We start from the raw sequence: 25,798 nt of genomic DNA, 5'->3' as shown, positions 1-25,798 counted from the left end.
GCAATGAAGGCTTTTTTGTTTTCTATTGGATGGCCGAATCTAGGAATTGGATAAAGCAAAAGCAATATAAAATTATACAAAATGCCGTTCAAACTAACCGAGTGAAAAAAGTTTCGCTTTTCTAACTAAATTCGAGCATTCAAATTTGTTTTTTATTCATATGCGGGATTATGATATGAACATCAAAAAACAAATTGAAAGAAATGGCAGGGTGAAGTTCATGAATAACAATGGAAAAAGCAATATTAAAGTGGTCATTGGCGGCCTCTTATTAGCCATTCTTGTTGCATCGATGGACAATACCATCGTTACAACTGCACTGCCATCGATTGTCGGCGAGCTTGGCGGCGTCGACAAATTCGTCTGGGTCACTTCTGCATACCTTGTGGCATCGTTGGCTGGGATGCCGATTTTCGGCAAGCTATCTGATATGTATGGCCGAAAACGTTTTTTCATCTTCGGTCTCTTGGTCTTCATGATCGGTTCGATTTTATGCGGAACAGCCGATACCATTAATGAATTGATCATTTACCGGGCGATCCAAGGAATTGGCGGCGGTGCATTGATGCCAATCGCCTTTACCATCATGTTCGATGTCGTGCCGCTTGAACAGCGCGGCAAAATGAGCGGCATGTTCGGTGCCGTTTTCGGGATTTCAAGTGTTTTCGGTCCATTATTCGGTGCTTACATTACCGAATACATCAATTGGACATGGGTTTTCTTTATCAACATTCCACTTGGGCTTTTCGCCTTTATCATGGTTGCGTTCTTTTATAAAGAATCCGTTGTGCGCACAAAACAAAAAATCGATTGGCTTGGCGCCATCACCTTGGTGGGTGCCATCGTTTCCCTCATGTTCGCAGTTGAACTAGGCGGCAAGGAATTCGCTTGGGTATCCGCTCAAAGCTTCAGCCTTTTTGCCGGATTTGCCGTACTCGCACTGGTCTTTGTCTTTGCAGAGCGCCGTGCAGACGAACCGGTTATCGATTTCAACATGTTCAAAGAACGTTTATTTGCAACTAGCGGCATTATTTCCATTTTCAGCGGTGCTGCTTTTATCACAGCCTCTGTTTACATTCCATTCTTCATCCAAGGGGTGCAAGGAGGAAATGCTACGAATTCCGGCCTTGTCTTATTGCCAATGATGGTCGGTTCCGTAATCAGCGCGTCTGTCGGCGGTGCACTAATGGCGAAGTTCGCTTACCGCAATTTCTTAATCCCAACACTCGCGCTGCTGACTTTGGGCATGATTTTGCTTGCCACTTTATCAATCGATACGTCCCGTTTCACGGTCATCGTCTTTATGATCATTGCCGGCGTCGGCATTGGAGCTTCGTTCTCTGTCTTGCCTTCCGCAGCGATCCATCCATTTTCCGTTCGCCAGCGCGGAGCTGCCACTTCTACCGTCAGCTTCTTGCGTACTTTCGGGATGACCATCGGCATTACGGTTTTCGGCATCATCCAAAGCCATGTATTTGCTAATCGATTAACCGAGCGTTTTGGTGCTGACGCGGCTAACTTTTCAGGAGATTCCCGCGCTCTCCTTTCGACCGAAGCACGCGGCAATATCCCTGCTGAAGTGACAAACCAATTGACTGAAGCTTTATCATCTTCGATTGCGAGCACGTTCCTTTGGGCGATTGTCCCAGCTGCACTTGCTCTCGTCGTAGCCTTTATGATGAGCAAAGAAAAATTGGGCGACCAACTAAACTAAAGCATAGGAAAACCCTGCCGGACACTTGCTTGTGTCCGGCAGGGTTTTTAAATTGTCCGAGAATAGCGGAGAGACACTTGCAGTTCTCCCGTGTCCGTTTCTTCAGTTTTCTTTCCTTGGAATTTAAAACCTCTCGCTTCATAGAATGGAATGCCGAGTTGGTTGCCTTCCTGAACCGACACCCATTGTTCGCTTGCCCCTTCTGCTGATTGATCCCGAGTTAGAGCTTCCAGAAGCAGCCGGCCGATCCTTTGGTAACGGAAACGTTCATCCATATACAAAACGAAAACTTCGCCTGTACCGGGTGCTGTCATTCCGCCGCCAATGACACCCGCCACTTCCGATCCAACCAGGGCAATATGCGAATAAACGCCTGCACGCAGATCCTCTCTGATCCGTTCAGGGTTATACCAAAATGCAATGTTTTGCATTTGATATTCTTCGCTTAGTTTCCCTTCGACTGTTTGCCGCCACCCTACGGAACAAATTTCCGAAATCTTTTCTGCATGCCTGGCTTCCGGTTTTTTAATTTCGATCTCCATTCCTTTTCCCCCTGCCTCTCTTTTCTTTTAAATTTAGCATATCAAACCTCTTTCTAGTGAGAGAAGGGCGAAAAAAGAAAAGCAAAAAACGCACTCCATTTAGCAGAGTGCGTTTTTATTGTTCATCGTTTAATCGATTCTTAAGGGTTGATCAGTTCGGCATAAACGACGAGCCGTTCTTCCCTCGTCCCCCGTTCATAATCGAATTTGCCTGAACAAGTAATCAAGACCAATTCCGGAGTGGACCGGTAGCCGAATATACCCTTTACATCAGCTAAGTCCAGCTCAACGGACTCCATTGCGTATACTTTGAACTTCAGCTCTTTCTCGCCACTGGCAACCATAATTTCATCGCCAGCTTTAAGGTCGGCCAAGTCCCAGAAGATGGCTGGACCAGCCACTGCATCTACGTGCCCCGCTATTACAGCCCGTCCATTTTCCCCAGGCAAGTATCCCGGTTCAAACCAGCTGACTTCATCCGGTGTTTTCGGGACTGCCATTCGGCCATCTTTTTCTGTACCAAGAGGCAGCACCTCTGCATCAATGCCGATTGCCGGAATGGAAAGCGTTTCCGGTTGAATGCCTTGATTCAATGAAAGGGCATTGATCGGATTTTCTGCTGGCGCTGTCTTGGTCATTTCAAGCGTTTTGGCAGGCTGCGGCTGTTTTGTAGTAAATCCCACATCTTCCGTGCGTTCACTGACTTCATCTTCTTGCACCTGGCAACCTGAGAGGAAGACGAACGAACCCACTACGCTCAATAGGAATTTAGTTTTGAAACCGTTTTCTTAAAAATACACCACTGCCAGCTGCAACGATTGCAAGTGCTCCTGCAACAAGAACCCAGTTCATTTGGTTTTGTTCAGGTGTTCCAAGGCCAGTTGTCGGCATGCCATCTGGTGAGGCAGCGCCTTCGTAATCAACTAAAGCCAAGACTTCAAGTGAATCCGCTGTGTTTACTGCAAATACGCTGTATACTGTATCCGCTTTTAACTCAGTTCCTTCAAGCGGCAATACTTGTGTGCCATCCGGCATACGGATTTCCAAGTCGTAAGTTCCTGCATCCAATTCCATGTAGTCTGTAATTCCTGGGAATTCAGCTCCGCTGAATACTGCGTCTCCGCCGATCAAGCCTACATCAACAGCTGGTGCATCTGGAGAAAGGTGGCCGACACGAATTTTTGTTTTGCCTTCAGTAACAGACATTGAATCTTCCGCTACAACAAATTCAAGTGAATCGACTGTGTTTGCTGCTGCAACTGTATAAGCTTTTCCAGCTTCTACTGTCAAATCTGCTTGTAGAACTGCTGAACCTTCTGCATACTCACTGCCTGCTGCAAAAACTTCTACATTATGTGTACCAGCTGGAACATCCAGGTATCCGGAATCCGCTTTAAACGGTACATCTTCCAATGTCAGCTCGCCATTTACATAAACATCTACTGCGGGTGCATCCGGTGAAGCGTGTACCACTCTAACTTTCGCCATATCCCCGGCAGCCATAACTCCCGATGCTAGCAACGATAAGACCAATACCATTGCGACTGACATTGAAACAAAAACCTTCTTCATGTTGACCTCTCCTCTTTCCTGCATAGTTTTTGTATAATTAATATACAATTTATTTATACCCCAAGTTATCTCGAATTAAAACTATTTAAACTCGGATTTTTAACTTTTTTTCAGTTTTTTTCGAAACGTTGATTTTACTGGATCTGTGCTCTATTTTTGCAGATAACATAGCTTTTGGAGCGGTGCAAGAATATCAGCTTGCGGGACTTAAATTTTTGATTCGCCATTCGGGCAATGGTAAGCTCTTCTTCGAATAGAAATGAAGGAGGAATTTTCATGACAGTTAAAACGTATCGAGAAATCCATTTGATCAATCGCCCTGAAGGCACACCGACAGATGAAGATTTTGCCTTTGTCGAGAAAGACATCCCTTCAATAGAAGAAAATGAATTATTGCTGAAGACTTTATACCTGTCCGTCGACCCTTATATGCGCGGACGCATGCGGGATGTTAAATCCTATGTCGCCCCGTATAATTTAAACGAACCGATGAATGGCGGCGTATTGGCAGAAGTCACCGAATCGAAATCGGACCGTTTCCAAAAAGGCGACATCGTCACCGGGACACTTAATTGGGGAGAATACAATATTGTTAAAGCAGATGCCGTCCAAAAAGTAGATCCATCGATGGCACCAATTACGACTCGCCTCGGTGTACTTGGCATGACTGGCCTCACTGCATACTTCGGCCTGCTTGATATCGGCAAGCCGCAAGCCGGCGAAACGGTTGTTGTTTCCGGAGCTGCCGGAGCAGTCGGTTCCATCGTTGGGCAAATTGCAAAACTGAAAGGCGCGCGTGCTGTCGGGATTGCAGGGTCTGATGAGAAAGTGGATTACCTCGTCAACGAACTCGGTTTCGACGCTGCCGTCAATTACAAGAAAGACAGCTTTGAAGACGATTTGAAAAAAGCGGTTGCTGATGGCGTAGACGTCTATTTCGATAACGTCGGCGGCCCCGTTTCCGATGCCGTCATTCTGGAACTTAACCGGAATTCGCGTGTTGTCTTATGCGGAACCATTTCTTCTTACAATAATCCTGCAGAAGACCTTGGACCGCGCATCCAGTGGAAATTCATCACGACCAGCTCGATGATGAAAGGCTTCACGCTTGGCGACTACGCTTCTGAACTGAAAACCGGTGCAGTGGAAATGGCCAAGTGGTTCCAGGAAGGCAAATTGAAATATGAAGAAACCATCATCGAAGGCTTCGACCAGACACTTGAAGCGTTCCGCGGCTTATTCGAAGGCAGCAATCTCGGAAAACAATTGGTGAAAGTCGCCGATCCGGAAATTGCGAAGCTTTAATCTTGAAGTTTGAAGGCAAAGCCGATGTTTTATGCATCGGCTTTGCCTTTTTTCGGAACTTGGACAGTAAATGGACGCGATGGGAAAGTAAATCTTCTAGTTGGGATAGTATTTGAGGCGGGAAGGAAAGTATTTTACAGCCCAAGGGAAGTAAATCCGATTTCTGGAGATGACGATGCGTTAAAAAGAAATATTTTCCAATAATCAAATAAAAAACAGCCGCACATTCCTGTGCAGCTGTCATTTTTTCAATTCTCCCATTGCTTTTCGCCAACTCACTACTTCGCGCTCTTCGATTTGCTTCGCGAGTGTTTCATCCCACGACCCGCTCCACGTATTCCAGATACGGGCATAGAACAGGTCTTGCTTGGCATCATGCAGCTGGAATTCGATGCAAGGAACAAAATCCGTTTCCTGCTCGATGCAGCTCGTGACATCGGTTGCGATAATTTGGAAGCCTTCTTCCTCCGGGAAAATCATTTCAGCCAACAGCAATTGCTGCACGCGTTCTTTATTCAAGGTAGCTTTTTTGAAATAGCGGTAAAGCGGCATCGCCTCACTCGCTTCCGGATGGCCGTTTTGTGAAGCAAGGGCATATTTATCATGGACGGAACTGAACGACATCACCGTGTCGTCCCCTTCCATTTCTTCATCGAAAATCCCTTTTTCAAGGTAATCAAAGCCTTTTGCCGTTAAACGGTACCCGCGCTTCTCCAGTTGGATCAGCCCGGTGCGCTGCATCTTCTCCATCAAATCACGGATAAACAATTCCTCCACAAGCAAGAATTCCGCAAGATTGGCAGCCCGGTGAATTTCCGTTTCCTGAAAAGCAAACAGCAGCATCTTCATCAGGACGTCCATCTTCAACCGTTTCACCCGGCTAAAGCCGACATCATAGAAAACGATGGGCAGCTTCCACGTCTGCTGTTTCACAATTGAAACATCTGCATTTGCTTCGAGATTGGCCCGGAGCTCATTTATCAGTTTCTCCACACCTTCACCCCCTGCTGCTTTCCAATACTTTTAAGCCGTTTTTCTTTTTGACGGTTTCAAGCACATGTTTATACATTTGCTTTGTTTCGTTTCGCTTGGCGCGCTTTGTGAACATATCGGAACTGCCGACCAGCACCAGTAATTGTTTGGCGCGCGACAACGCCACGTTCAAGCGGCGATAGTCTTTCGCAAAACCGATATCGCCATGCGGATTGCGGTTATTCCGCACCATGCTGAGCAGAATGATTTCCATTTCGCTTCCCTGGAACCGGTCAACTGTGCCTGTCCGGATCGTCAAATGTGGCAGCCTCAGCTCTTGATCGATCATGCGCTGCAGGCGCTTGACCTGTTCGCCGTAGAAGCTGATGACGCCGACACTTTTCTGATAGTCAGCCTCCAGTCTTCCGGCTTGCTTCGCTTCTGCAACAGCCTGATCCATTTCCACGAGCAACCCTGAGATCTCTTTAAGCTCAGCCGGATTATACAAACTTTTTCCGCCGCTCATCCGTTCTTCGAAAAACGCAGATTCATTCGGCAAATCGAGCCACATTAAATGATTGCTGCGCGACACCGTTTTGGATTCCAGCAAATGGTCGCGATCCTGATCCGAATCTTGGAGGCCACATTGCAATTGCTTGTTTTCCAAGCGGTAAAACGGCGAAATCGTCTCCATGATGTCTTCATGCATCCGGTACTGAATGGCCAGCATGGTTTTATTGGCTTCCGGCAAGTTTTTGTAGAGCCGTTCAAAGAGGGATTCTTCCAATAACTTTTCGAGTTCGCGCTTTTCTTCGAAGCCGCTGTTTTCTTTGATCATCTCTTCCAGCGTTTCTTCAAGAGTGTCATTGCCAAGAAGCGGCGGCAATTGATGGTGGTCGCCGACAAGGATGATTTTCTTGCCCTTTAGCATCGGCAGCAATAATTCGGGCGGCGTCGCTTTCGATACTTCATCTATGATAACGACATCAAATACCGGATAATTGTCGATGAAATCTTTGCGTGCGGAAGCTACGCAAGTCGTGCCGATCACATTGGCATGCTTGATGTAGAGTTTGCGGATTTCGTCCAAATCGTGCTCGTTCGCCCCTGCCAATAAATCCAGCCATTTTTTCTGGACGGCTTGCAGCATCGGCAGGTTTTTCATTTCCTGCTTGAGCGATTCTTTCTCAAAGGATAAGCTTGCCAGTTTTTTCGCTGTTTCTTCATATAATTGTTCAGGACGTGACGACAGAATTTCTGCCAGCTTTCCTATTTCCTGCTCTTTCGCAGAAATTTCCTCTTTCAAATGTGCAGTTTCACCCGTAATTTCAACGATTCGGGCGTTGTTTTTCTCCAAAGCAGCCGCTTCTTCCGCCAGCTTCTGCTTGGACTCTGCTAATTGCTGCTGCGCTTTTTCCATCAGCAATTTTTCATTTTTCAACTCGCCCAGTTCCGCTTTCAGGCCGGTAATCGCCCCTTCAATATCCGAAGGAAGATAGGCGGCATTCGGCATTTGCTTGAATTGCTGCTCGACCGGCGCCATCGCCTGCTGCAGTTTCTCCAGCTGTTCCTGCCATTTGCGGTCAACCGCCTTGTACTGTTCCTGCTGTTTCACCAATTCTGCAGCGAGTGCCGCTTTCAGCTGCTGGAACGTCCGTTTCGATTCTTCGATATACGTTTCAGCCGGCTTGAGCTTCGACCCACGGTGCCATAAATGATTCTGGCGCTGATACAGCCCGGCAAGCGCTTTTGACAAAATCGCTGAATCGGTTCGCTGCGGGCCCTTCAACAATACCCGGAGCTTTTCCATAAAGGCATCCACTTCCGCGGAAGTATACAGTTGGACCGAAGCTAACGCGTGTTCTTTTAGCTTCGCTAAGTCTACGGAAGAAGGCGCCAGCAGCTTCTCCACATACGAAATCGCCGAAGCCATGCTTTCGTTGTATTTACTGAGTTTCTGCCATTCGCCCATTTTTTCGCGCGTCACTTCCAGTTTGTTGATCGAATACGCAATGGCTGGCGTTTCCTCGATGTTCTGCTCGACCATGAAACGGTTCAGGCCATCGATTTTCTTGAGGGTGTCCACTTCATCTATGAGGGCTTGCTTTTGCTGAATAATCGCCTCTACTTGATTTCGCTTATCCACAACTACGCTGATTTCCTGTTTCTTGGACTCGAGCTCCCGTTCTACTTCTTTATGCTTCCGTGCCCGTTCCAACTGGCGGATCTCATCCATAATGCGCTCCTGCTGCTCTTCAAACCAGTCCGGTGCTTTTTGTTCAATAAAGGCCTGATTTTCATTTATCGTTTCCTGGAGAGCCTGCATCTTTTGCTCGATTTCCTGTTTTTGCCGCTCGGCTCCTTCACCGAGCGTCTCTAATGACCGCCATTTTGACTGCAGCTCTTCCAGCTCTTTTTGAAGCTGCCGGTTCTGTTCTTGCGCCTTTTTCTTTTCTTCAATTTGAATCGCCAATTTCTCATAAAGCGGCTGCGTTTCAACGTAAGCCTGTTCATTTGCTGCCAATTCACCTGCCAGCACCGCTTCCCGGTTTTTCCGCATTTCGTACTGGGCGGATACTTCTTTTACGGTATTGTCTTTCCAATACTGTCCGACGTTTTCCTCGATAAATTTCTTGCCTTCTTCTTCGATGCTTTCAGTCCGGCCCACGCGCAATATCCGGATGTCTTTATTTACGAGAAGCCGGCCCAGCGCATTATCGACCGCTAAATTCGACTGCGAAGCAACAAGCGTTTTCAAGCCTTTTTTCGCATTTTGCAGACAGATTTCCGCAATAACCGTCGTTTTTCCGGTTCCCGGCGGCCCTTGGATCACATACAAATCATCCGCCGCCACTGCACCTGAAACCGCCCGCTGCTGGAACTCATTCAAGCGATTGTGAAATTGCAGCTTGTCGATTTTCTGAAGCGGATTGACCGGCGGCTTTTCTTCAAATAAAAGACGGTCAAGATTCGGATTGACCGCCAACCCTTTTTCCAGATTCGTAAACCCTTGGCGCAATCTTCTGATCTGGCTGAGCGCAGCAAAATTGCTGAACACCACTTCTTTTTTATTCAGCGTATGCGCTTTTTCCCGCATCTGTTTGACGGCATAATTCTGAAGTTCGATTTCAACGGTTCGGTTTGCCGCTTTTATCACGGTTCCGACATCGCCGTCGATCCCGGTTAGCCGCACACTTAAATTTCTGAGCGACTTCCATTCCGTATCTTTCATCTGGCAGCCGGTCAAAGTGATGCGGCTGAAATCATGGCTGAATGCGAGTTTAGTATAGAAGGATTTGATATCCGGAATGTCCATGCCGCGTTCCTGGATCTTCAAATAGCCTTCCCAGCTTGAAATCCGTTTTTTCACGTATTCCGAGCTTTCTTTCGCGGGCGTCATGCGGTTGATCATATTGATCAAAGCGACCGGAGCCGGTTCGCGGGAATCTTGGAACGTGATATACGCTTCGCGCTGCCAATTCGTTCCGAGCGTTTGATAGGCTTTCCGCAGTGTCACATTTGTCACCAATAAACGATGATTGGCAAACACACAGTGAAACACCACCAATTGCCCCAACTCTTTTGAAGACAGCCGTTCGTTTTCTGTGCGGTCAAAAATCAACGCAACTGAAAGCGAGCCGTCCGCTGCTGCCGGATAGCGTTCGAGAAACACCTTGAAAGGACGGTCTACAACAAAAAACGAGCGTTCGCTGATTCCGAACCCGCTCATTTTTTCCGAAGCTGTATTGGTCATTCGTATAGAAGTTTTGTATGCATTTGCTTTTGCCTGACTCATTTAATCACCTGTTCTTAAAACTGAAAAAATCCACTATTCATCATTTCCGCGGCTCTCTCATCTTCCAGCCTGCATGATTTAGTTATCTTCTAATCATACCATTTTTTGATGGATTTCTGCTTGTTTATCTTGTGAATTATTTTAGAAAGAACGCAGCAAGCTTTAAGAGAAACCCCCATCCGTCAACGAACAGCCCATAAAAAAAAGCAGGCCTCTTTGGACCTGCTTTCCCCGCTCACTTCACTTTAATGACAATCTTCCCTTTCGCATGATGCGTTTCGCTCGCAGCATGCGCATCCTGCAAATCTTTTGCAGAAAATCCGTAAGTTTCCCCAATGACCGGCTTTAGCTTGCCTTCTTCGTAAAGCTTCGCCAACTTCTGTAATTTTTCACCTTCCGGTTGCAGGAATACATAGCCGGTTTTGACGCCGTGCTTCTTGGCCGTTTCTTCATCCGGCGGCTGCGCAATCGATACAAGCATTCCGCCTTTTTTCAAGACACCGAAACTTTTTTCTTGAACGTCTTCGCCTAATGTATCAAGGACGATATCAAAATCGTTAATGACTTCCTCGAACGCTTCTTCTTTATAATCGACGACTTGGTCGGCACCGAGTGATTCCAGCAGCTCTTTGTTTTTGCTGCTGGCGGTTGCTGCCACATAGGCACCAAAACTTTTAGCGATTTGGATGGCGTTCGTCCCGACACCACCTGCCCCTGCATGCACCAATACTTTATCGCCTTCTTTTACGCCGGCCACTTCAACCAGGCATTCCCATGCAGTCAAACCTACTAACGGAATCGCTGCACCTTCTTCGAATGTCATCGCATCGGGCATTTTCGCAAGTAAATGCTCTTCCACCGCAATAAATTCGGCATAAGTCCCTTCTCTTGTAAGTTCAGGCCGCACGAATACGCGGTCGCCCACTTTGAAATCCTTCACACCTTTCCCAGTTTCAACAATGACTCCCGCTGCATCCCACCCAAGGATGATGGGAAACTCAAAAGGCTGCATCTCTTTCAGATACCCCTCCCGCAGTTTCCAGTCGATCGGGTTAATCGAAGTCGCATGGACTTCAAGCAGCACTTGATTGTCTGCCATTTTTGGCATGGGCATATCTTTTTCTTTCAGTTGTTCTTTTCCACCGTACGCTTCAATTACGATTGCTTTCATCTGACTCTCCCCTTTCCTCCTTTCTCTTTTCCCCTTATTTCATTTTTAAACACCGCTATTATTTTTTATCAGAATGATTGACAAAACGAATGTAAGGATATATGGTTATACACATAAGTGTATAACCATATATCCTATACAAAAAAGGAGGTGCATCCATTGAGCAGTCCATTCGATTCGAATAAACCCATTTTTCTTCAAGTCCGTGAATTGATCGAAGACCAAATTGTAAATGACCAATTAAAAGAAGGCGATCAGGCGCCATCGACCAACCAACTTGTGAGTTTCTACAAAATTAACCATGCGACCGTTTCTAAAGGCATCAATCAATTAGTGGATGAAGGCATCCTATTCAAAAAGCGAGGGATTGGCATGTTTGTAGCAGAAGGAGCAAAAAAAACATTGGTAAATCAACGCAAAAAAGCTTTTGTCGACAATTACGTTGTTGGCTTAGTACAGGAAGCGAAGAAACTCGGCATTTCCCAAGAAGAAATCATTGAACTGATTAAAAATGCGAAAGGAAGTGACACATGATGGAAGCTCATATCAAAATAGATAACGTGACATTGAAATTCGGTAAATTTGAAGCGTTGAAAGATTTGTCATTATCACTCGAATCGAATCGGATCCACGGCTTGATCGGACGAAACGGCGCAGGCAAAACTTCCCTTCTGTCTTTAATCGCCGCTTTTCGTGAGACAACGGAAGGGCAAGTTTTCATTGACGGTGAACCGGTATTTGAAAACGCCGATAAAATGCTGCAAGTATCTTTTATTTACAACAAAGACTACAAAGAAGAATACGAGAAAATTCCGCAGTTTCTTGAATTTCCGGAATATTACCGGCCAAGTTACGATAAAGAATATGCCGACTATCTGCTGAAACGATTTAAACTCCCATTGGATAAACCGATCAGCAAATTGTCGAAAGGGATGCAGTCCGCGTTGAATGCCGTCATCGGACTGGCGAGCCGTTCCCCGATTACGATTTTTGATGAAGCTTATGTAGGCATGGACGCACCCGCGCGTGAAATCTTTTACCAGGAAATTCTGGCTGATCAGGCGAAGCATCCTCGTACGTTCATTCTTTCCACTCATTTAGTATCGGAAATGGATTATCTGTTTGATCAAGTCGTCATCATCGACCAAGGCCGCCTCGTGTTGAACGGAGATTACGAAACAATCGCTTCCCGCGGCGCTTCTATTACAGGTGCAGCGGATCAAGTCGATGCATTTGTCGCCGGATTAAAAGTTTTGAACGAACAAAAGCTTGGCGGCACGAAATCCGTAATGGTCTACGGCGCTTTAAGTGAAGAAGACCAACAAAAAGCGCAGCAGCTCGGCTTAGAAATCGGCCCGGTTTCCCTGCAAGATTTATTCATCCACTTAACAGAGGAGGCACACTGATATGAAATCGGTCAAACTCTATCCGAAAATCGCAAGGGATTCTTTCTTGGAACAATTCAAATGGAGCATCTGGTTTTTCTCATTCCTGACACTGGCCCATGTCATCGGCATGTTTATCGCCAATCGCAACGACGCAAATGTGGAAGGATTCTTCGTCTTCTCCAGCTACTCAGCCGCCATTTTCATGCTCGTCTGTGGAATCATCGCTGCTTTCGGCTTCATGGCGTATTTTGTCCAGCACGGAATCAGCCGAAAAGATATGTTCTTTGGAGTAGTCATTGGCGCTTTCGGGCTCGCAATTGCTGTCACTGTGGTGCCTCTTGCTATCCATGGCATCGAACACCTTATCTCCAACTTTGTTTCCATGCCCGTAAAATCAGATAGCCTGACCATTTTCGAACGGACAAGCGGCTGGTTTTCTGCCATCGGGGTCTTCTTCCTGAACGTGTTCACATATTATTTGGTCGGCTGGCTGATCGGCATCGGCTATTACCGCTTTAATTGGCTGATTGGACTCGGGTTTGTCGGGCTCGCGATTGTGGCCCTCAGCTTGAACGGATTCTTCTGGGGAGAAGCAGGCTTAAGCACCATCATTCCTTGGATTCCGTACATTCCAACTGAAGCAAGCTTACTGATGTCCGTGATCGGTTCGCTCCTTTTGATTGCCGTATTGATCATAGCTACCCGCATGCTGACAAAACGCATACCGATTAAACTGTAATAAATTAAAAACGAGTTTCCACTGGATAAATTTCATCCCGTGGAAACTCGTTTTTTCCTATTAAAGCGCACGCTGCTGCCAGTCCTTCAACACAGCTTGCTCTTTTTCCGGATCCATCCCCGCTTTTCGTTCAGCCTTTTCCCGTGTCATTTCCCATTCAAAGGTGGCTCGAATAGTGTCACTGAGAGGACGGAACCTTAGTCCGGTTTGCAAGGCTTTTTGGATATCCACTCCGAGAAAGCCATTCAGGTTCATACTATCCGGAATCCAAAGCGGCAATTCGGACCAGCCTTCCACTTTGTGGCCCAACAGGAATTGCTCATCCACCCAGATAAAATCTGCATCGCTCTTAAGAGTGGCCTTGCATTCCTCCAAGAATTTTTCCATCGTCAATGCGGATTCGGGTCCGGTCGCATTAAATGTGCCTGTACGTTGTTCTTCAACCAGCCGGAGAATCCAATCCGCCAAATCCCGGACATCGATAAACTGGATTTCCTTGTCTCGCCGTCCCGGCGCCAACACTTCACCGCCCTTATCCACGCGGTTGACCCAGTACGTAAAACGATCCGTAAAATCATAAGGCCCGACGATAAGTCCCGGCCGGATATTCAGGGCACCTTCCGGAAACGCACGTTCCACTTCTTGCTCACACAAAAATTTCAACTCACCGTAATGTTCATTGATGGCAGCTTCCGCCTCTTTCGTTTTCAATTCTTCCAGCTCGTCCGCTGAAAGCTGGCCGACTGCGTGTTCTTCATTTATCCCCGGAGATTCTAAATCGACGTAAACCGATGCGCTTGAAATGAATGTGTAATGTCCTACGGATTTCGCCAGCAGTTCCGCAGATTCTTGAACGGACCACGGAAGATAGCCGGATGTGTCAATAACGGCGTCCCATCTCCGCCCCCTCAACGCTTGTAAATCCCCGTACCGGTCGCCGATCAATTTCTCCACTTCTGGAAACAAATCCGGATTCGCTTTCCCTCTATTTAATAAGGTCACTTCATGGCCGCTGCTGAGAGCCGCCTCGGTCAGAAATCTCCCCAAAAAGCGGGTCCCTCCAAGGATCAAGATATTCACATACACTCCTCCTTCAATTTACTGAATGAAAAACGATCTGCTTTCCTGCTTCTTTTATTCTGCAAAAGCTCCAGACAATCCTCTACTGAAAATAAAATAGATGCACCTCTCCAAAATCCCGCTGCTTTCTTATATACTAAAACCAACAATAGCAAAATCCATTAAAGGAGGAATCGGCATGAGCAAGCAATTATCACCCGAACAACGCGAAGCATTTCTCGGCACGTTAAAAGAGCGGTTCGAGAAAAACATCACTCGCCACGAAAACTTCGAATGGGCCAAAATCCAGGACAAATTGGAAGCGAATGAAGGCAAATTATGGTCGCTCCATGAAATGGAACGGACTGGCGGCGAACCGGATGTCGTGGATTATAACGCTGCAGCGGATGAATACATTTTCTTTGATTGCTCCGTGGAAAGCCCGATTGGCCGAAGAAGCCTCTGCTATGACCTGAAAGCACTGGAATCGCGTAAGAAAAACAAGCCCGAAAACAACGCGGTCGGCATGGCGGCCGACATGGGAATTGAATTGCTTACAGAAGAACAATACCGAAAGCTGCAGTCACTAGGGAAATTCGATATGAAGACATCGAGCTGGGTGCAGACTCCTGCTGAAATCAGAGATCGCGGCGGCGCCCTTTTTTGTGATTTCCGCTACGGGCAAGTGTTTCTGTATCATAACGGAGCGGATTCGTATTATGCCGCTAGGGGATTTAGGGGTTCGTTAAACGTTTAACAACTTCTAACAAAAAATAAGGTGTAACTTATCAGAATTTTGTGTTGACGGTGAAATGCAATGATGATACAGTTGTCAACATAGTTTAATAGCAATTTGTTCTTATCATGAGAGGTGGAGGGATTGGCCCTACGAAACCTCGGCAGCGGGCTCACTTTAGAGCACTGTGCCAAATCCAACAAGCTTTGATTAGCTTGAGAGATAAGAAGAGCAGAATATCAATGTGATTTCGCATGCCTGCCTCTTCTTATAGAAGAGGCTTTTTGTTTGCCCTCATATCTGGACAATTCTATTAACTTAAAACCAAGTAAACCAATAGAAAAGGAAGGTGCAAAGACATGAAAAACACCAAACAGCTTTTATGGCTCGTCGCAATTACAGTAATCGGTTTATTTCTAACTGCATGCAGCAGCAATGAATCTTCAAATGAAGTGAATGCTTCAACAGAAAACAAGGAACAGAACACTTGGGATCGAATTGAAGAAGCAGGCAAAATCGTTGTCGGCACAGAAGGGCTTTACTACCCGATTACCTATCACGATGAAGAAACAAAAGAATTAACAGGATATGATGTAGAACTTGCTCGTGCCTTAGGAGAAAAGCTTGGATTGGAAGTTGAATTCAAAGAAATGGAATTTGACGGATTGCTGCCAGCTCTTCGCAATGGCCAAATTGATATTGCCGCGAATGATTTTTCGATTACCGACGAACGCAAAGAGATATTTGATTTCACGATTCCAGTCAAGCATTCATATGGTTCAGCCATTGTCCGTGAAAGTGACAACTCCGGCATTGAATCAGTAGAAGATTTGAAAGGCAAAAAAGTCGGGGGGTCCGCGACCAGCAATTACTCGAAATTTGCTCAAGAACAAGGGGCTGAAGTGATTGTCTACACAGGCTCTGACACGGTGCTTCCAGAAATCGTCAGCGGCCGCGTCGATGCTACGCTAAACGACTATCTTGTCTTGTTGCGCTCACTTGAACAGTTTGATAAACCGGGATTGAAACTGGCTGAAGATGTTAGATTCTCATTCAGCAGCAGTGCTATCGTAATGCCGAAAGATAGCCCGGAGCTGAAAGGAAAACTTGACGGTGCTATTGAGGAGCTTCTTGCTGATGGCACATTGAAAGAAATTTCAACTAAATTTCTTGGTGCTGATGTAACACAGCCGCTTGAAGAAGAATAAACATTTTTTGAGGAATCCTTGGATTCCTCTTTTCTAGATACTAAGTAAAGGAGTCTTCCAATGGCCGACTTTAAATGGAAATATCTTTTTAATGTAGAAATCGCAATTGATTCTCTTCCTTTTATTCTGGAAGGAGCTTGGCAAACCATCTTGATTGCACTGGTCAGCCTAGTATTTGCTTTGATCCTCGGTTTATTTGTAGCCCTTGCCCGAATGAACCGCTTTATCGGACTGTCTCTCCCAGCCCGGCTTTTTATCTCCTTTATGCGCGGCACTCCGCTTTTGGTGATGCTGTTTATCCTGTATTTCGGCTTTCCCATGATCGGCATTGAAATGCAGCCGCTTACTGCTGCCATTATCGGCATCAGTATTCATTTTTCTGCCTATACGGCCGAAATTATCCGTTCTGCCATTTCTTCTGTATCGAAAGGACAATGGGAAGCTGCTGAAACGCTTCGAATGAGCTATTGGCAAACTATGACGCGCATCATTTTGCCGCAGGCAACGCGCATTGCTTTGCCTCCACTATCGAGCACTTTCATGGATATCATCAAAGGAACTTCGCTAGCGATGGTCATCACTGTTTCTGAAATGTTCTACCGTGCTAAAGTGGTGGTCGGGCAAACTTATGAAAGCCTAACCTTATATATTCTCGTGGCACTCATTTACTGGTCCATTTGCATCCTCGTCACCTTACTTCAAGATTATTTAGAGAAAAAAGCAAATCGCTATGTCACTGCATGATAGGAGGTTTCCAAATTGATCAAAGTTGAAAATTTAAGCAAGCAATTCAAACAGGTAGAAGTCTTGAAATCCATTTCATTGGAAATAAAAAAAGGCGAAGTTGTCAGCATCATTGGCCCATCCGGTTCTGGCAAAACAACCTTACTGAGATGCCTGAATCTCTTAGAAACGCCTTCAGGCGGTTCACTTCAAATCAATAATGTCCATGTTTCATTCACTGGGAAAACACCAAGTAAAAAGCAAAAAGTTGATGTTCGCCAATTTTCTGGTATGGTCTTTCAGCATTTTCATTTATTTCCGCATAAAACCGTGATTGACAATATTATTGAAGCACCGCTTGTCGTGCAAAAACGGAACAAGCAGGAATTGGTGCGTGAAGCAGAAGGATTGCTGGAAAAAGTTGGCCTTTTGGAACATAAAAACCAGTTTCCGGAACAATTGTCGGGCGGCCAAAAGCAACGGGCGGCGATTGCCCGGATTCTCGCACTGAAACCGGATCTCTTATTATTTGATGAACCGACTTCTGCATTAGATCCTGAACTTGTTGGTGAAGTGTTGACGGTCATCCAAGAGCTCGCGTTAGAAGGACAAACCATGGTTATCGTAACGCATGAGATGGATTTTGCACGAGAAGTTTCGGATCGCGTCGTATTTATCGCAGATGGGCACATTGTCGAACAAGGAAAGCCCGAAGATATTTTCACAGCCCCTAGAGAAGAACGGACAAAGAAATTTCTGCAAAAGGTCTTGCTGAAAAGAGCTTAATTCATAAAAACAGCCGAACTCGTCCATCAAAGCGGAGAGCTCGGCTGTTTTAATTGGAATAAGAACAGAGCATTTTTGTACTGGGTTCATCACAAGACACCACATCAACCTGATGTTCCATACAGGCAAATGAATAATGCCGGTAGATTTTCCCTCTATTCCTCTCTTGCACCTCTAAGTTTGCATCCGTTCTTAATCGATCCATCAATTCCGACTTTTCATAGATCCGAAACGCATATCCTTGATACACTTCATGTTCCTTGGCTACTGTAAAGTCTTCAAACGTTGCCGAATAGAATGCATAGGAAGAAAAACTGATTTGCCAGCGTTCCAAAGTCTGCGGATTCCCGATGAGCACATCCGTTTCGTTAGGGCTTCCATCGAAACGAACAGTTAATAATTTGTTTGCTCCCTTTGTCTGTTCAAACCCTTGAAAAGTAAGATGATATACCTCTTTTTCAACCAATTCTTGATAATTCATAAGCCAATGCACCCTCCTGCCAAATCGAATAATGGGCAAAATTAATAGTTGCTTGCTGCTACGTTTCTTTCCTTAATGCCAATTACGAGAGTCAATATAAGCCGCACAAACAATGGTGAAGTTCTGTATCTCTGTCTTCAAGGGCACGCGACAAATTCTTCGGATGCAGTCCTTTATCCTGATAGGCTTTTGCATACATTCTGCCCGGCAACAGAATAGATATGTATTGTTCTGATGCAGTCGCATTCGTGAAAAACGCAGAAACGATGGTAGCCGCAATCAGGCTGCCTGCCGATTTCGCGACTTTCAATATCTGTTTTACAATTGCTTGCAGCATTCCCGTATGTTCCAATATGCCACCAAATACCATGGCGAAAATAACCAATGAGACGGTGAACATCATCGATTCGATGCCGCCGCGGTTAAACAGTTCATCCACCATTTCATTGCCGGATGACATCACATAACCATCATGAAGCGCATTGATTGCATTTCCGACATTTCCGCCTTGAACGAAAATCTCACAAAGAAAACCTAAAACTACCCCAACTATCAACGCAGGAAGCGCAGGTACCTTCATGATCACCAGCACAGCAATCGCAACCGGCACCAACATTAGCCATGGTGAAATAATGAAATTGCTGTTGAGCGCGGTTAAGTTGCCTTGAATATTTTCTTCATCCCCATCCGCTCCGCCGAACTGCCGGCCAAGCACAAAGTAGACAATCAAAGCCAGAACAAGTCCTGGAATCGTCGTATACGTCATATGTTCAAACAGATTCGTCCCTGTCACACCTGCCGCCATATTGGTCGTATCCGACAACGGCGACATTTTATCGCCAAAATAAGCACCCGAAATAACCGCCCCCGCTACCATGGCAGGCGCGATTCCCATACTCATGCCAATTCCCATGCCGGCAACTCCGATCGTGCCCATTGTTGACCATGAGCTCCCGATGGCAAAAGCGACGACACCGCAAATAAGGCAGATTGTCACTAAAAAGAGGGATGGAGTAATGATTCGAAGTCCATAGTAAATCATCGTAGCAATCACACCGCCGCCAATCCATGAAGCAATGATCATTCCCACCACGATGATGATCAATACTGCCGGAAGCGCCAAACGAATGCCTTTATAAGCGCCTTGTTCAATCGTTTTCCATTTATAGCCGAGCCACTAAGCGATAAATGCGGCAACGACACTGCCCGCAGCCAGCGGAATATGCGGGCTGCCTTCAAATAAATTAATCGTGACCGCCATAATAGCTATCATGGTAACGAGTGGAATAAGAGCTAATAGAAACGGTATCTCAATATCTTGTTGTTTTTTCTTCATTCTATGTACTCCTAGCTTTTTAGAGTCTGAACTTCGGTCAACTAACGACTGAATAATTTTATGGTGCTTACGGCACTTAAATTTTATATCCCCCAAACTGCAGCAATTGTAACGGCAAAAATGAAAATTTATTCTCAACTCATTAGTGAATCTTAAGAAATCCTTCATTTTTCCCTACCGAATTTCTTCATTTCTCCTCTCTATAGTAAGGAATAACAATGAATGGAGGAATTTACATGACGGCTATTTTAAATGTAAAAAACATCTCAAAGACGTATGGAACAAAAGGGGCTAACGCCTATACCGCCATCCGCAATTTATCATTCACGATGGAAAAGGGAGAATTCATTGGCATCATGGGCCCTTCCGGTTCTGGCAAGACGACCTTGCTGAACACGATTGCCACATTGGATTCCGTCACTGAAGGCGAAATCATCATCGGCGGAACGTCCTTGTCTGCCATGAATGAAGAGCAACTGTCCGATTTCAGGTCCCAACAGCTGGGTTTTATCTTCCAAGACTTTAATCTGCTCGAAAACATGAGTGTCTTTGAAAACATTGCTTTGCCGCTTTCTCTCCGGAACACAGCGGTTCCGAGGATCTCTGCAACCGTTCAACAGGCTTCAACACTCCTCGGGATCAGCGGCATCCTCGAAAAGTTCCCTGCAGAAATTTCAGGCGGGCAAAAACAGCGGACAGCGATTGCACGGGCGCTTGTCCATAATCCCGCCTTGCTTCTTGCGGATGAACCGACCGGCGCACTGGATTCAACAAATGCCGCAATTTTAATGGAAACCTTAAGCGATCTGAACAAAGAACAAAAAGTCTCCGTCTTGATGGTGACGCACGATCCGCTTAGTGCCAGTTACTGCAGCCGCCTCCTATTCATCAAGGACGGGGAAATCGATCAGGAGCTCCATGCTTCAAACAGCCGGGAACAATTCTACAAAGAAATCTTGGAAGTGCTTGCTGGCACCAACGAGCGCGTTATTGCAGGTGAAGCCAGATGATCCTCAAATTATCGCTTGAAGGATTAAAGCGGAAACAGCGCGATTATTTTATCCTTTTTACCGGACTCATCGTCTCTATCGCTGTTTTTTACATGTTTCTGACTTTGGCTTTAAATAAAGAATTCATTACCGGCAATTCGGTCATCAACCATATTCAATTGGTTTTCATTGTCGGCATTGTCCTATTATCCGTGATCACTTTTTTCTACCTTTATTACACAAACGCTTTCCTCCTTTCCTTACGGAAAAAAGAATTTGGCATGTATGAATTGATCGGCGCCAAAAAGAAACAAATCAAGCAGGTGTTCCTGCTTGAAACGATGCTGATTGCAGCGGCTGCTCTCGGGGCTGGCATCTTCCTCGGCGCACTTCTTTCCTGGCTTGTTTCGAGCCTGTTAGCCGCCCAGTTGAATGTCGAATTTATCGCCTTCAAAGTTTTCTACGGGCCGGCTGCCTTTTGGACGATGGTCTATTTCCTAGCCGTTGCCTACGCGGTTTCTTTCATCAACAACCGAAAGCTTGCGAAAGCTTCAATCAATGATCTGCTGAAAGCGGAAGTAAAGCACGATCCGTTGCCGTCAAAACCTAAAAATTCGGCGCTGATGATCTTTTCTGGAATTGTTTTACTCGGCATCGGCTATGTCGCTCTCTTCTTCATGGAGATCCTGCGTTTTATCGGTCTTTTTGCCGCGCCGGCAGCCACGACGCTTGGCACCTATCTGCTCTTTGCTTCACTATTGCCGATCATCGTCCGAAAATGGAAGCGCAATAAAAAGATGAATTTTAGAGGGCTCAACTCGTTTACCCTCGCCCAGCTCAGCTTCCGGCTGAACGAACTAAAGTGGGTGCTTGCGACGATTGCCATGCTGATTGCTTTGTCGGCCGGCGCCATTGCCGGCGGATTCGCGTTTAAAAATAACGCTGTCTTGTCGGTGGATGAAGAGCGGCTGTACGACGCCGCCCTGTATAACCCGGGAGATGCGGAAGAAGAAGTATTGGAAACCATCGCTTTAGAAGAACGGCTTTCCTACCGTTTTAAGATGGATGAGGAATTTGTCTATTATGTAGAGGACGAGCTGGCGGCCAATCCGCCTCTGATCGTTGATTGGGTTTCCTATGAAACGAAGCGGCCTGGCCCTTTTCCTGATAATCTAAAAATCGATGAAGACGGCTATCAGAACCTGGGTGACCAATGGACAATGGCTCTCGAGACGATCAATCCGGCGTTTTCTACATTGGGCAGGCACCGTATTGTATCAGCGGAAACATTCGAGCAAGTTGAAGCAGAAGAAATCACGATCGTTCTTGCCAGAAGCGATAAATTTTCACGCTACATTGAGCAGTGGCAGGAACTTGACCGCCTGCAATTGCAGGATGGGGCACGCCTGTACATTCCGATGGACCTTGAATACGAATCGCTGTACAGCAAGTACTCCACTTTCGAAAGCCAGTATGCCTTTGCGAGCGGCACGTTTTTCATGGGCTTCTTTCTCGGCCTTGCCTTCTTGACGATGATGGCGAGCATCTTGATGTTCAAAATCCTGTCTGGCGCAAACAGCGACATTCGCCGCTACGACAGCCTCCGAAAACTCGGCGTCCGGAAAAAAGCACTGGAAGCATCGATTTCAAAAGAGATCTTCATCGTCTTCCTATTCCCTGCTTTGCTTGGCCTGCTCCACGTATTCGTCGGCATGCGGATGTTCACGTTCGTCATCATTGATCCGTACTACCGGTTATGGATTTCCCTGCTCATTTTCTTGGCCATTTACGGCAGCTACTATTTCTTCACCGTACACCTTTACCGGAAACTCGTATTGCCAAAAGGATGAGACGGCAAAACCCGCTCCAGCTTGCTGCTGGGACGGGTTTTATTTGTGAATCTTTTAGTCTTATTTTTTTCAAGCTGTGAACTTATCAGACTTCCCGGCTCAAAAATACCAGCCGTTCAATTTCCTCAAATCCGTTTCTCTTGTAAAAGGCTTCCGCCGGGATGCCTCGGTCCGTTAAAAGAGAGACAGTCGCGATTTTTTCTTCATCCAGCTTTTCAAGCAGATGCTTGAGCAGCGCTTTCCCGACTCCTTGATTTTGTACAGTCGCTTTGACGCACATCTCATAAATGAAAAATTCGTCCCCGCTCCACCAAGCGCGCTTTGCACCAAAAAGGAAACCGATAACTTCTTCGCCTTCCGTTGCGACAATACCCATAAATCCCGGGGTGCGGACAAAATCCTGCAGGTAGCGTTCCGCTCTTTCCGGCTCCCACTGGTCGTTCCATGGTTCCGCGTTGAAGACTTCCATAAAAGTTGCTATGCATTTTTGAAGATCCTTTTCGGTAAATAGATTCATTTCCATAAGAAACACTTCACTTCCTTTATCGTTCGAATCATCCAACCCTGAATCCCGCCGCAAATGACTGCAGAATTCCGATCAATTCCTGCGACACTTCCATCGGCGATTTTTGATAGCCGTTTTGCGCCCAGTCAAGGATGAGCCCCGCTGTCCCATGCGCCATATATAATTTAAAGGAAGAGGAGTTGATATCATGATGGCCGATCGGCGTAAACGTGAACTGCTCCTCGAACAGCTCGAAGATGGCGCGCGGCAATTCCTGATAAAGGCCCGGAATGGTATCTTCCATCAAATAGAGATTGAAAAACAAACGGTTGTCATAGATGAATGACACGAGTTCAAACGAATTGGCGTCCATTGATGCCGTGGAAATCACCTTGCCCGGCTCATAGCGCTCCATGCTCGTCCGCTTGATCTGCTTGAACATTTCTTTCCGCAGCTCTTCCGTAATATCCGGCTTATCCAAATAATAAAGATAGAAAGTTGCGCGGTTATATTGGGCACGCTGTACGATATCTGTCACCGTGACATGGCTATACCCTTTTTCATTGATCAACTCGGTGAATGCTTGCTTGAACTGGTGCTTCGTCCGTTCTGCTTGCGGAGAAAGCTTTTCTTTCTTCACTTCCATCTCTTTTTCCTCCAAAATCGACAGTTTCAATAAAACTGTCGCATTACTCAACACATTCGCCAATTTTACGGATTGAAGCTTTTGGTGCAAAGGCTTACACTGGCGATAGATCCATTAAATTCAGTTTAGCATACCCATGAAAAAGGAGAGAGATCAGATGATTAATTACAATGACAAAGTGGTTATTATCACAGGCGGCGGCTCCGGCCTTGGACGCGCGGCGGCACTTTCCATCGCACAGCAAGGCGGCAAACTCGTGCTGGTCGACATGAACAAAAACGGCTTGGAAGATACGAAAAAAGAAATCCTTGCAGCGGCTCCGGAAGCCCAAGTTGAACTGGTTGAAGCAAACGTGACGAACGAAGAAGAAGTGAAAAACTACGTTCAATTCACCATCGGCAAATTCGGCAAAATCGACGGATTCTTCAACAACGCCGGCATCGAAGGCAAACAAAACCTGACAGAAGACTTCGGTTCCGACGAATTCGAAAAAGTCGTGAGCGTCAACTTGAACGGCGTGTTCTACGGAATGAAACATGTATTGAAAGTCATGAAAGAACAAGGCTACGGCTCGATCGTCAATACGGCGTCCGTCGGCGGAATCCGCGGCGTCGGCAACCAGTCCGGCTACGCAGCGAGCAAACACGGCGTTGTCGGCTTGACACGCAACTCCGGCATCGAATACGGCCAGTTCGGCGTAAGCATCAATGCCATCGCACCGGGCGCCATCATGACGCCAATGGTCGAAGGTTCATTGAAACAAATGGCTGGCGACAACTGGGAAGCAGCCGGCAAAGAATTTGTCAGCGTGAACCCGATGAAACGCTTCGGCAAACCGGAAGAAGTCGGCAACCTCGTCGCCTTCCTTCTCTCCGACGCAGCGAAATTCATCAATGCCACTGTCATTCCGATCGACGGCGGCCAATCTTACAAATATTAAGCATGAAAAAGCGCACTCCTGAAAATGGAGTGCGCTTTTTTTGATTTGCTTCGGCAACCGGCAAGTATTACTTGCTGAACGGACAGTATTTGTCTCCTGTTGGACAGTATTCTGAAGCACTTGGACAGTATTTGTGGACAAACGGATAGTAAATCCGATTACTTGAAATAAATAAAAAAAATCAAGAAAATTTTTCCTGGAAATCGTCTCAAAAAGGCGCACTTGTCCATCACCGAGTGCGCCTTTTGCAGATTCCTTATTTATTTCGACAAAGCATCTTTCATTCTTGGCATATTCGCAATCGTATGAAGAAAATATATTGTAATAGCCTCTTACTAAGTTTAAATCTCTTATTTACAAATAGCTCTAAGTGCCCTCTCTAACATAGGTCTTTATAATTGATTTTATTGAAAATACTTTGTTATGCTCTAATAGCATTAATTTTCAAAAAACAAGGGGGACTTAGGATGAATATGGAGAATAAAGTGGCGTGGATTACAGGGGGCATTTCTGGAATCGGTGGAGCAACTTCACTCGCTTTCCATGAACAAGGAGCAAAACTATTATTGACAGATATAAATGAAGAAGCAGGCATTGAATATACGAAACAATTCGGGGATGATGCTCTTTTTGTGAAAGCAGACGTAACAAATCGGGAAGAATTAAAAAGTGCAGCAAAACAGGCTGTTGATAAATGGGGACATTTGGATATTATGATTAACTGTGCAGGACGCGGCTTTGGCGGTGTCTTCCTTTCTGATGACGAAGATGTGATTGAGCAAAGTTTTAAAAACTGGGATGCGGGCATCAAAGTTAACTTGTACGGATCTTATAACACAGCGCAAATTGCAGCGAACTATATGAAGAATAACGAGCCAGACGAAAACGGAGAGAAAGGGAATATCATCTTCTTAGCATCAATGGCTGCCGACAAGGTTTGGAACTGGTTCGATGAACGAGTAGCAAGCACCGCATTTGCTTATGACTACGGAGCTTCTAAAGCGGCTATTCTTGGTTTGAACCGGGATTTGGCCGTTACTTTAAGCCATCATGGCATCCGAGTGAACAGTATCAAACCAGGATATATTAAAACCCCATTAACGGCTGCAACGGGTGTAGCTGATGAAATTTGGGCTCCAATGCAACTGTTCCCGAAACAAGGCGGTAAACCTGAAAATATCGCTTCAGTAGCAGTCGAAATAGTAAAAAATCCATTTATAAACCGAGCTGAAATGCAAGTCGATGCAGGGATTGTCGGTTGATTCAAAACACCTCAAAAAAGGCGCACTCATTCAAAGTGAGTGTGCCTTTTTGGGGTTTATTCGCTGGCCGGCAAGTAT

Annotated in this window: 23 protein-coding genes, 1 pseudogene and 1 riboswitch; of the genes and pseudogenes, 13 read left to right on the top strand and 11 right to left on the bottom strand. The window is 46.0% G+C overall.

Translation table 11 applies throughout. The features are described 5' to 3' along the window. Window positions 1-220 precede the first annotated feature (220 nt). Window positions 221-1,714, top strand: coding sequence for an MDR family MFS transporter (locus MTR82_RS16035; protein WP_246809865.1), 1,494 nt, complete (start codon window positions 221-223; stop codon window positions 1,712-1,714). Between the two features lie 47 nt (window positions 1,715-1,761). Here the strand turns inward: MTR82_RS16035 and MTR82_RS16030 are convergent, their stop codons facing one another. From MTR82_RS16030 to MTR82_RS16020, 3 genes are all read right to left on the bottom strand, one after another. Continuing rightward, the gene (locus MTR82_RS16030; RefSeq protein ID WP_246809864.1) at window positions 1,762-2,256 is read right to left on the bottom strand and encodes a GNAT family N-acetyltransferase; all 495 of its coding nucleotides are present in this window, start codon (window positions 2,254-2,256) and stop codon (window positions 1,762-1,764) included. Window positions 2,257-2,396: 140 nt separating this feature from the next. Beyond that, complete coding sequence (locus MTR82_RS16025) at window positions 2,397-2,975, bottom strand: class F sortase (RefSeq protein WP_246809863.1); 579 nt, start codon at window positions 2,973-2,975, stop codon at window positions 2,397-2,399. A 49-nt stretch (window positions 2,976-3,024) separates the two neighbouring features. Next, window positions 3,025-3,828, bottom strand: coding sequence for a DUF4397 domain-containing protein (locus MTR82_RS16020; RefSeq protein ID WP_246809862.1), 804 nt, complete (start codon window positions 3,826-3,828; stop codon window positions 3,025-3,027). Between the two features lie 276 nt (window positions 3,829-4,104). Between MTR82_RS16020 and MTR82_RS16015 the strand changes: the two genes are divergently transcribed. After that, complete coding sequence (locus tag MTR82_RS16015) at window positions 4,105-5,133, top strand: NADP-dependent oxidoreductase (RefSeq protein WP_246809861.1); 1,029 nt, start codon at window positions 4,105-4,107, stop codon at window positions 5,131-5,133. A gap of 240 nt (window positions 5,134-5,373) precedes the next feature. On the opposite strand, the gene MTR82_RS16010 is transcribed toward MTR82_RS16015, so the two are convergent. The 3 genes from MTR82_RS16010 to MTR82_RS16000 all read right to left on the bottom strand — a co-directional run bounded on the left by MTR82_RS16010 (window position 5,374) and on the right by MTR82_RS16000 (window position 11,072). Continuing rightward, on the bottom strand, window positions 5,374-6,126 hold the full coding sequence (locus MTR82_RS16010) for a hypothetical protein (RefSeq protein WP_246809860.1): 753 nt from the start codon (window positions 6,124-6,126) through the stop codon (window positions 5,374-5,376). Window positions 6,127-6,130: 4 nt separating this feature from the next. Beyond that, the gene (locus tag MTR82_RS16005) at window positions 6,131-9,901 is read right to left on the bottom strand and encodes a DEAD/DEAH box helicase (protein WP_246809859.1); all 3,771 of its coding nucleotides are present in this window, start codon (window positions 9,899-9,901) and stop codon (window positions 6,131-6,133) included. Window positions 9,902-10,136: 235 nt separating this feature from the next. After that, window positions 10,137-11,072 (bottom strand): NADP-dependent oxidoreductase, encoded by a 936-nt coding sequence (locus MTR82_RS16000; RefSeq protein ID WP_246809858.1) that lies wholly within the window; start codon window positions 11,070-11,072, stop codon window positions 10,137-10,139. 159 nt (window positions 11,073-11,231) lie between these two features. Between MTR82_RS16000 and MTR82_RS15995 the strand changes: the two genes are divergently transcribed. From MTR82_RS15995 to MTR82_RS15985, 3 genes are read left to right on the top strand one after another with little or no spacing between them, the layout of a single operon-like run. Beyond that, the gene (locus MTR82_RS15995; RefSeq protein ID WP_246809857.1) at window positions 11,232-11,606 is read left to right on the top strand and encodes a GntR family transcriptional regulator; all 375 of its coding nucleotides are present in this window, start codon (window positions 11,232-11,234) and stop codon (window positions 11,604-11,606) included. Further along, window positions 11,606-12,478: an ATP-binding cassette domain-containing protein gene (locus MTR82_RS15990; RefSeq protein WP_246809962.1), complete on the top strand. Its 873-nt coding sequence runs from the start codon at window positions 11,606-11,608 to the stop codon at window positions 12,476-12,478. Before MTR82_RS15995 ends, MTR82_RS15990 begins: the two co-directional genes overlap by 1 nt. Before the next feature lies 1 nt (window position 12,479). Beyond that, window positions 12,480-13,199, top strand: a complete 720-nt coding sequence (locus tag MTR82_RS15985; protein ID WP_246809856.1) for a hypothetical protein — start codon at window positions 12,480-12,482, stop codon at window positions 13,197-13,199. 60 nt (window positions 13,200-13,259) lie between these two features. On the opposite strand, the gene MTR82_RS15980 is transcribed toward MTR82_RS15985, so the two are convergent. Next, on the bottom strand, window positions 13,260-14,279 hold the full coding sequence (locus MTR82_RS15980) for an NAD-dependent epimerase/dehydratase family protein (protein WP_246809855.1): 1,020 nt from the start codon (window positions 14,277-14,279) through the stop codon (window positions 13,260-13,262). A gap of 178 nt (window positions 14,280-14,457) precedes the next feature. Here MTR82_RS15980 and MTR82_RS15975 point away from each other — a divergent pair, with 178 nt between their 5' ends. The 4 genes from MTR82_RS15975 (at window position 14,458) to MTR82_RS15960 (ending at window position 17,711) form a co-directional block, all read left to right on the top strand. Further along, entirely contained in the window at window positions 14,458-15,015 is a 558-nt protein-coding gene (locus MTR82_RS15975; protein WP_246809854.1) for a DUF4256 domain-containing protein, read from the top strand. Window positions 15,016-15,114: 99 nt separating this feature from the next. Continuing rightward, window positions 15,115-15,223, top strand: a riboswitch (SAM riboswitch). A 130-nt stretch (window positions 15,224-15,353) separates the two neighbouring features. Then, window positions 15,354-16,202 carry a transporter substrate-binding domain-containing protein gene (locus tag MTR82_RS15970; protein WP_052652703.1) on the top strand — a complete coding sequence of 283 codons (849 nt, stop codon included), beginning with the start codon at window positions 15,354-15,356 and terminating at the stop codon, window positions 16,200-16,202. A gap of 60 nt (window positions 16,203-16,262) precedes the next feature. Continuing rightward, window positions 16,263-16,946, top strand: coding sequence for an amino acid ABC transporter permease (locus MTR82_RS15965; RefSeq protein ID WP_052652707.1), 684 nt, complete (start codon window positions 16,263-16,265; stop codon window positions 16,944-16,946). 15 nt (window positions 16,947-16,961) lie between these two features. After that, window positions 16,962-17,711, top strand: a complete 750-nt coding sequence (locus MTR82_RS15960; protein WP_052652708.1) for an amino acid ABC transporter ATP-binding protein — start codon at window positions 16,962-16,964, stop codon at window positions 17,709-17,711. 49 nt (window positions 17,712-17,760) lie between these two features. Here the strand turns inward: MTR82_RS15960 and MTR82_RS15955 are convergent, their stop codons facing one another. Beyond that, on the bottom strand, window positions 17,761-18,192 hold the full coding sequence (locus MTR82_RS15955) for a hypothetical protein (protein WP_246809853.1): 432 nt from the start codon (window positions 18,190-18,192) through the stop codon (window positions 17,761-17,763). A gap of 124 nt (window positions 18,193-18,316) precedes the next feature. Next, window positions 18,317-19,528, bottom strand: a pseudogene (gene nhaC / locus MTR82_RS15950) (Na+/H+ antiporter NhaC); the annotation flags it as partial. 236 nt (window positions 19,529-19,764) lie between these two features. Between nhaC and MTR82_RS15945 the strand changes: the two are divergent. Both MTR82_RS15945 and MTR82_RS15940 read left to right on the top strand, forming a co-directional pair. Beyond that, window positions 19,765-20,538, top strand: a complete 774-nt coding sequence (locus tag MTR82_RS15945; RefSeq protein WP_246809852.1) for an ABC transporter ATP-binding protein — start codon at window positions 19,765-19,767, stop codon at window positions 20,536-20,538. Beyond that, complete coding sequence (locus MTR82_RS15940) at window positions 20,535-22,367, top strand: FtsX-like permease family protein (RefSeq protein ID WP_246809851.1); 1,833 nt, start codon at window positions 20,535-20,537, stop codon at window positions 22,365-22,367. The genes MTR82_RS15945 and MTR82_RS15940 overlap by 4 nt, the downstream gene beginning before the upstream one ends. An 85-nt stretch (window positions 22,368-22,452) precedes the next feature. On the opposite strand, the gene MTR82_RS15935 is transcribed toward MTR82_RS15940, so the two are convergent. Together MTR82_RS15935 and MTR82_RS15930 are read right to left on the bottom strand one after the other, a co-directional pair. After that, window positions 22,453-22,890, bottom strand: coding sequence for a GNAT family N-acetyltransferase (locus MTR82_RS15935; RefSeq protein WP_246809850.1), 438 nt, complete (start codon window positions 22,888-22,890; stop codon window positions 22,453-22,455). Window positions 22,891-22,921: 31 nt separating this feature from the next. Beyond that, window positions 22,922-23,518, bottom strand: a complete 597-nt coding sequence (locus MTR82_RS15930) for a TetR/AcrR family transcriptional regulator (protein ID WP_246809849.1) — start codon at window positions 23,516-23,518, stop codon at window positions 22,922-22,924. A 157-nt stretch (window positions 23,519-23,675) separates the two neighbouring features. Here MTR82_RS15930 and MTR82_RS15925 point away from each other — a divergent pair, with 157 nt between their 5' ends. Both MTR82_RS15925 and MTR82_RS15920 read left to right on the top strand, forming a co-directional pair. Continuing rightward, window positions 23,676-24,458 carry an SDR family oxidoreductase gene (locus MTR82_RS15925; protein ID WP_246809848.1) on the top strand — a complete coding sequence of 261 codons (783 nt, stop codon included), beginning with the start codon at window positions 23,676-23,678 and terminating at the stop codon, window positions 24,456-24,458. 467 nt (window positions 24,459-24,925) lie between these two features. Further along, complete coding sequence (locus MTR82_RS15920) at window positions 24,926-25,720, top strand: SDR family NAD(P)-dependent oxidoreductase (RefSeq protein ID WP_246809847.1); 795 nt, start codon at window positions 24,926-24,928, stop codon at window positions 25,718-25,720. The last annotated feature ends 78 nt before the right edge of the window (window positions 25,721-25,798 follow it).

The organism is Planococcus ruber (genome assembly GCF_022819085.1).
GTDB lineage: Bacteria > Bacillota > Bacilli > Bacillales_A > Planococcaceae > Planococcus > Planococcus ruber.
Note: the sequence above shows the minus strand (reverse complement) of the source record. Positions and strands in the feature narration are given on the sequence as shown.

What these genes read in the sequence shown, in the direction of transcription:
- MTR82_RS15990 (WP_246809962.1), top strand. Translation starts at nt 11,606, where the DNA reads ATGGAAGCTCATATCAAAATAGATAACGTGACATTGAAATTCGGTAAA.
- MTR82_RS15955 (WP_246809853.1), bottom strand. Translation starts at nt 18,192, where the DNA reads ATGAATTATCAAGAATTGGTTGAAAAAGAGGTATATCATCTTACTTTT.
- MTR82_RS16000 (WP_246809858.1), bottom strand. Translation starts at nt 11,072, where the DNA reads ATGAAAGCAATCGTAATTGAAGCGTACGGTGGAAAAGAACAACTGAAA.
- MTR82_RS15965 (WP_052652707.1), top strand. Translation starts at nt 16,263, where the DNA reads ATGGCCGACTTTAAATGGAAATATCTTTTTAATGTAGAAATCGCAATT.
- MTR82_RS16005 (WP_246809859.1), bottom strand. Translation starts at nt 9,901, where the DNA reads ATGAGTCAGGCAAAAGCAAATGCATACAAAACTTCTATACGAATGACC.
- MTR82_RS15920 (WP_246809847.1), top strand. Translation starts at nt 24,926, where the DNA reads ATGAATATGGAGAATAAAGTGGCGTGGATTACAGGGGGCATTTCTGGA.
- MTR82_RS15975 (WP_246809854.1), top strand. Translation starts at nt 14,458, where the DNA reads ATGAGCAAGCAATTATCACCCGAACAACGCGAAGCATTTCTCGGCACG.
- MTR82_RS15985 (WP_246809856.1), top strand. Translation starts at nt 12,480, where the DNA reads ATGAAATCGGTCAAACTCTATCCGAAAATCGCAAGGGATTCTTTCTTG.
- MTR82_RS16035 (WP_246809865.1), top strand. Translation starts at nt 221, where the DNA reads ATGAATAACAATGGAAAAAGCAATATTAAAGTGGTCATTGGCGGCCTC.
- MTR82_RS15935 (WP_246809850.1), bottom strand. Translation starts at nt 22,890, where the DNA reads ATGGAAATGAATCTATTTACCGAAAAGGATCTTCAAAAATGCATAGCA.
- MTR82_RS15930 (WP_246809849.1), bottom strand. Translation starts at nt 23,518, where the DNA reads ATGGAAGTGAAGAAAGAAAAGCTTTCTCCGCAAGCAGAACGGACGAAG.
- MTR82_RS15940 (WP_246809851.1), top strand. Translation starts at nt 20,535, where the DNA reads ATGATCCTCAAATTATCGCTTGAAGGATTAAAGCGGAAACAGCGCGAT.
- MTR82_RS16020 (WP_246809862.1), bottom strand. Translation starts at nt 3,828, where the DNA reads ATGAAGAAGGTTTTTGTTTCAATGTCAGTCGCAATGGTATTGGTCTTA.
- MTR82_RS16030 (WP_246809864.1), bottom strand. Translation starts at nt 2,256, where the DNA reads ATGGAGATCGAAATTAAAAAACCGGAAGCCAGGCATGCAGAAAAGATT.
- MTR82_RS16015 (WP_246809861.1), top strand. Translation starts at nt 4,105, where the DNA reads ATGACAGTTAAAACGTATCGAGAAATCCATTTGATCAATCGCCCTGAA.
- MTR82_RS15945 (WP_246809852.1), top strand. Translation starts at nt 19,765, where the DNA reads ATGACGGCTATTTTAAATGTAAAAAACATCTCAAAGACGTATGGAACA.
- MTR82_RS15970 (WP_052652703.1), top strand. Translation starts at nt 15,354, where the DNA reads ATGAAAAACACCAAACAGCTTTTATGGCTCGTCGCAATTACAGTAATC.
- MTR82_RS15925 (WP_246809848.1), top strand. Translation starts at nt 23,676, where the DNA reads ATGATTAATTACAATGACAAAGTGGTTATTATCACAGGCGGCGGCTCC.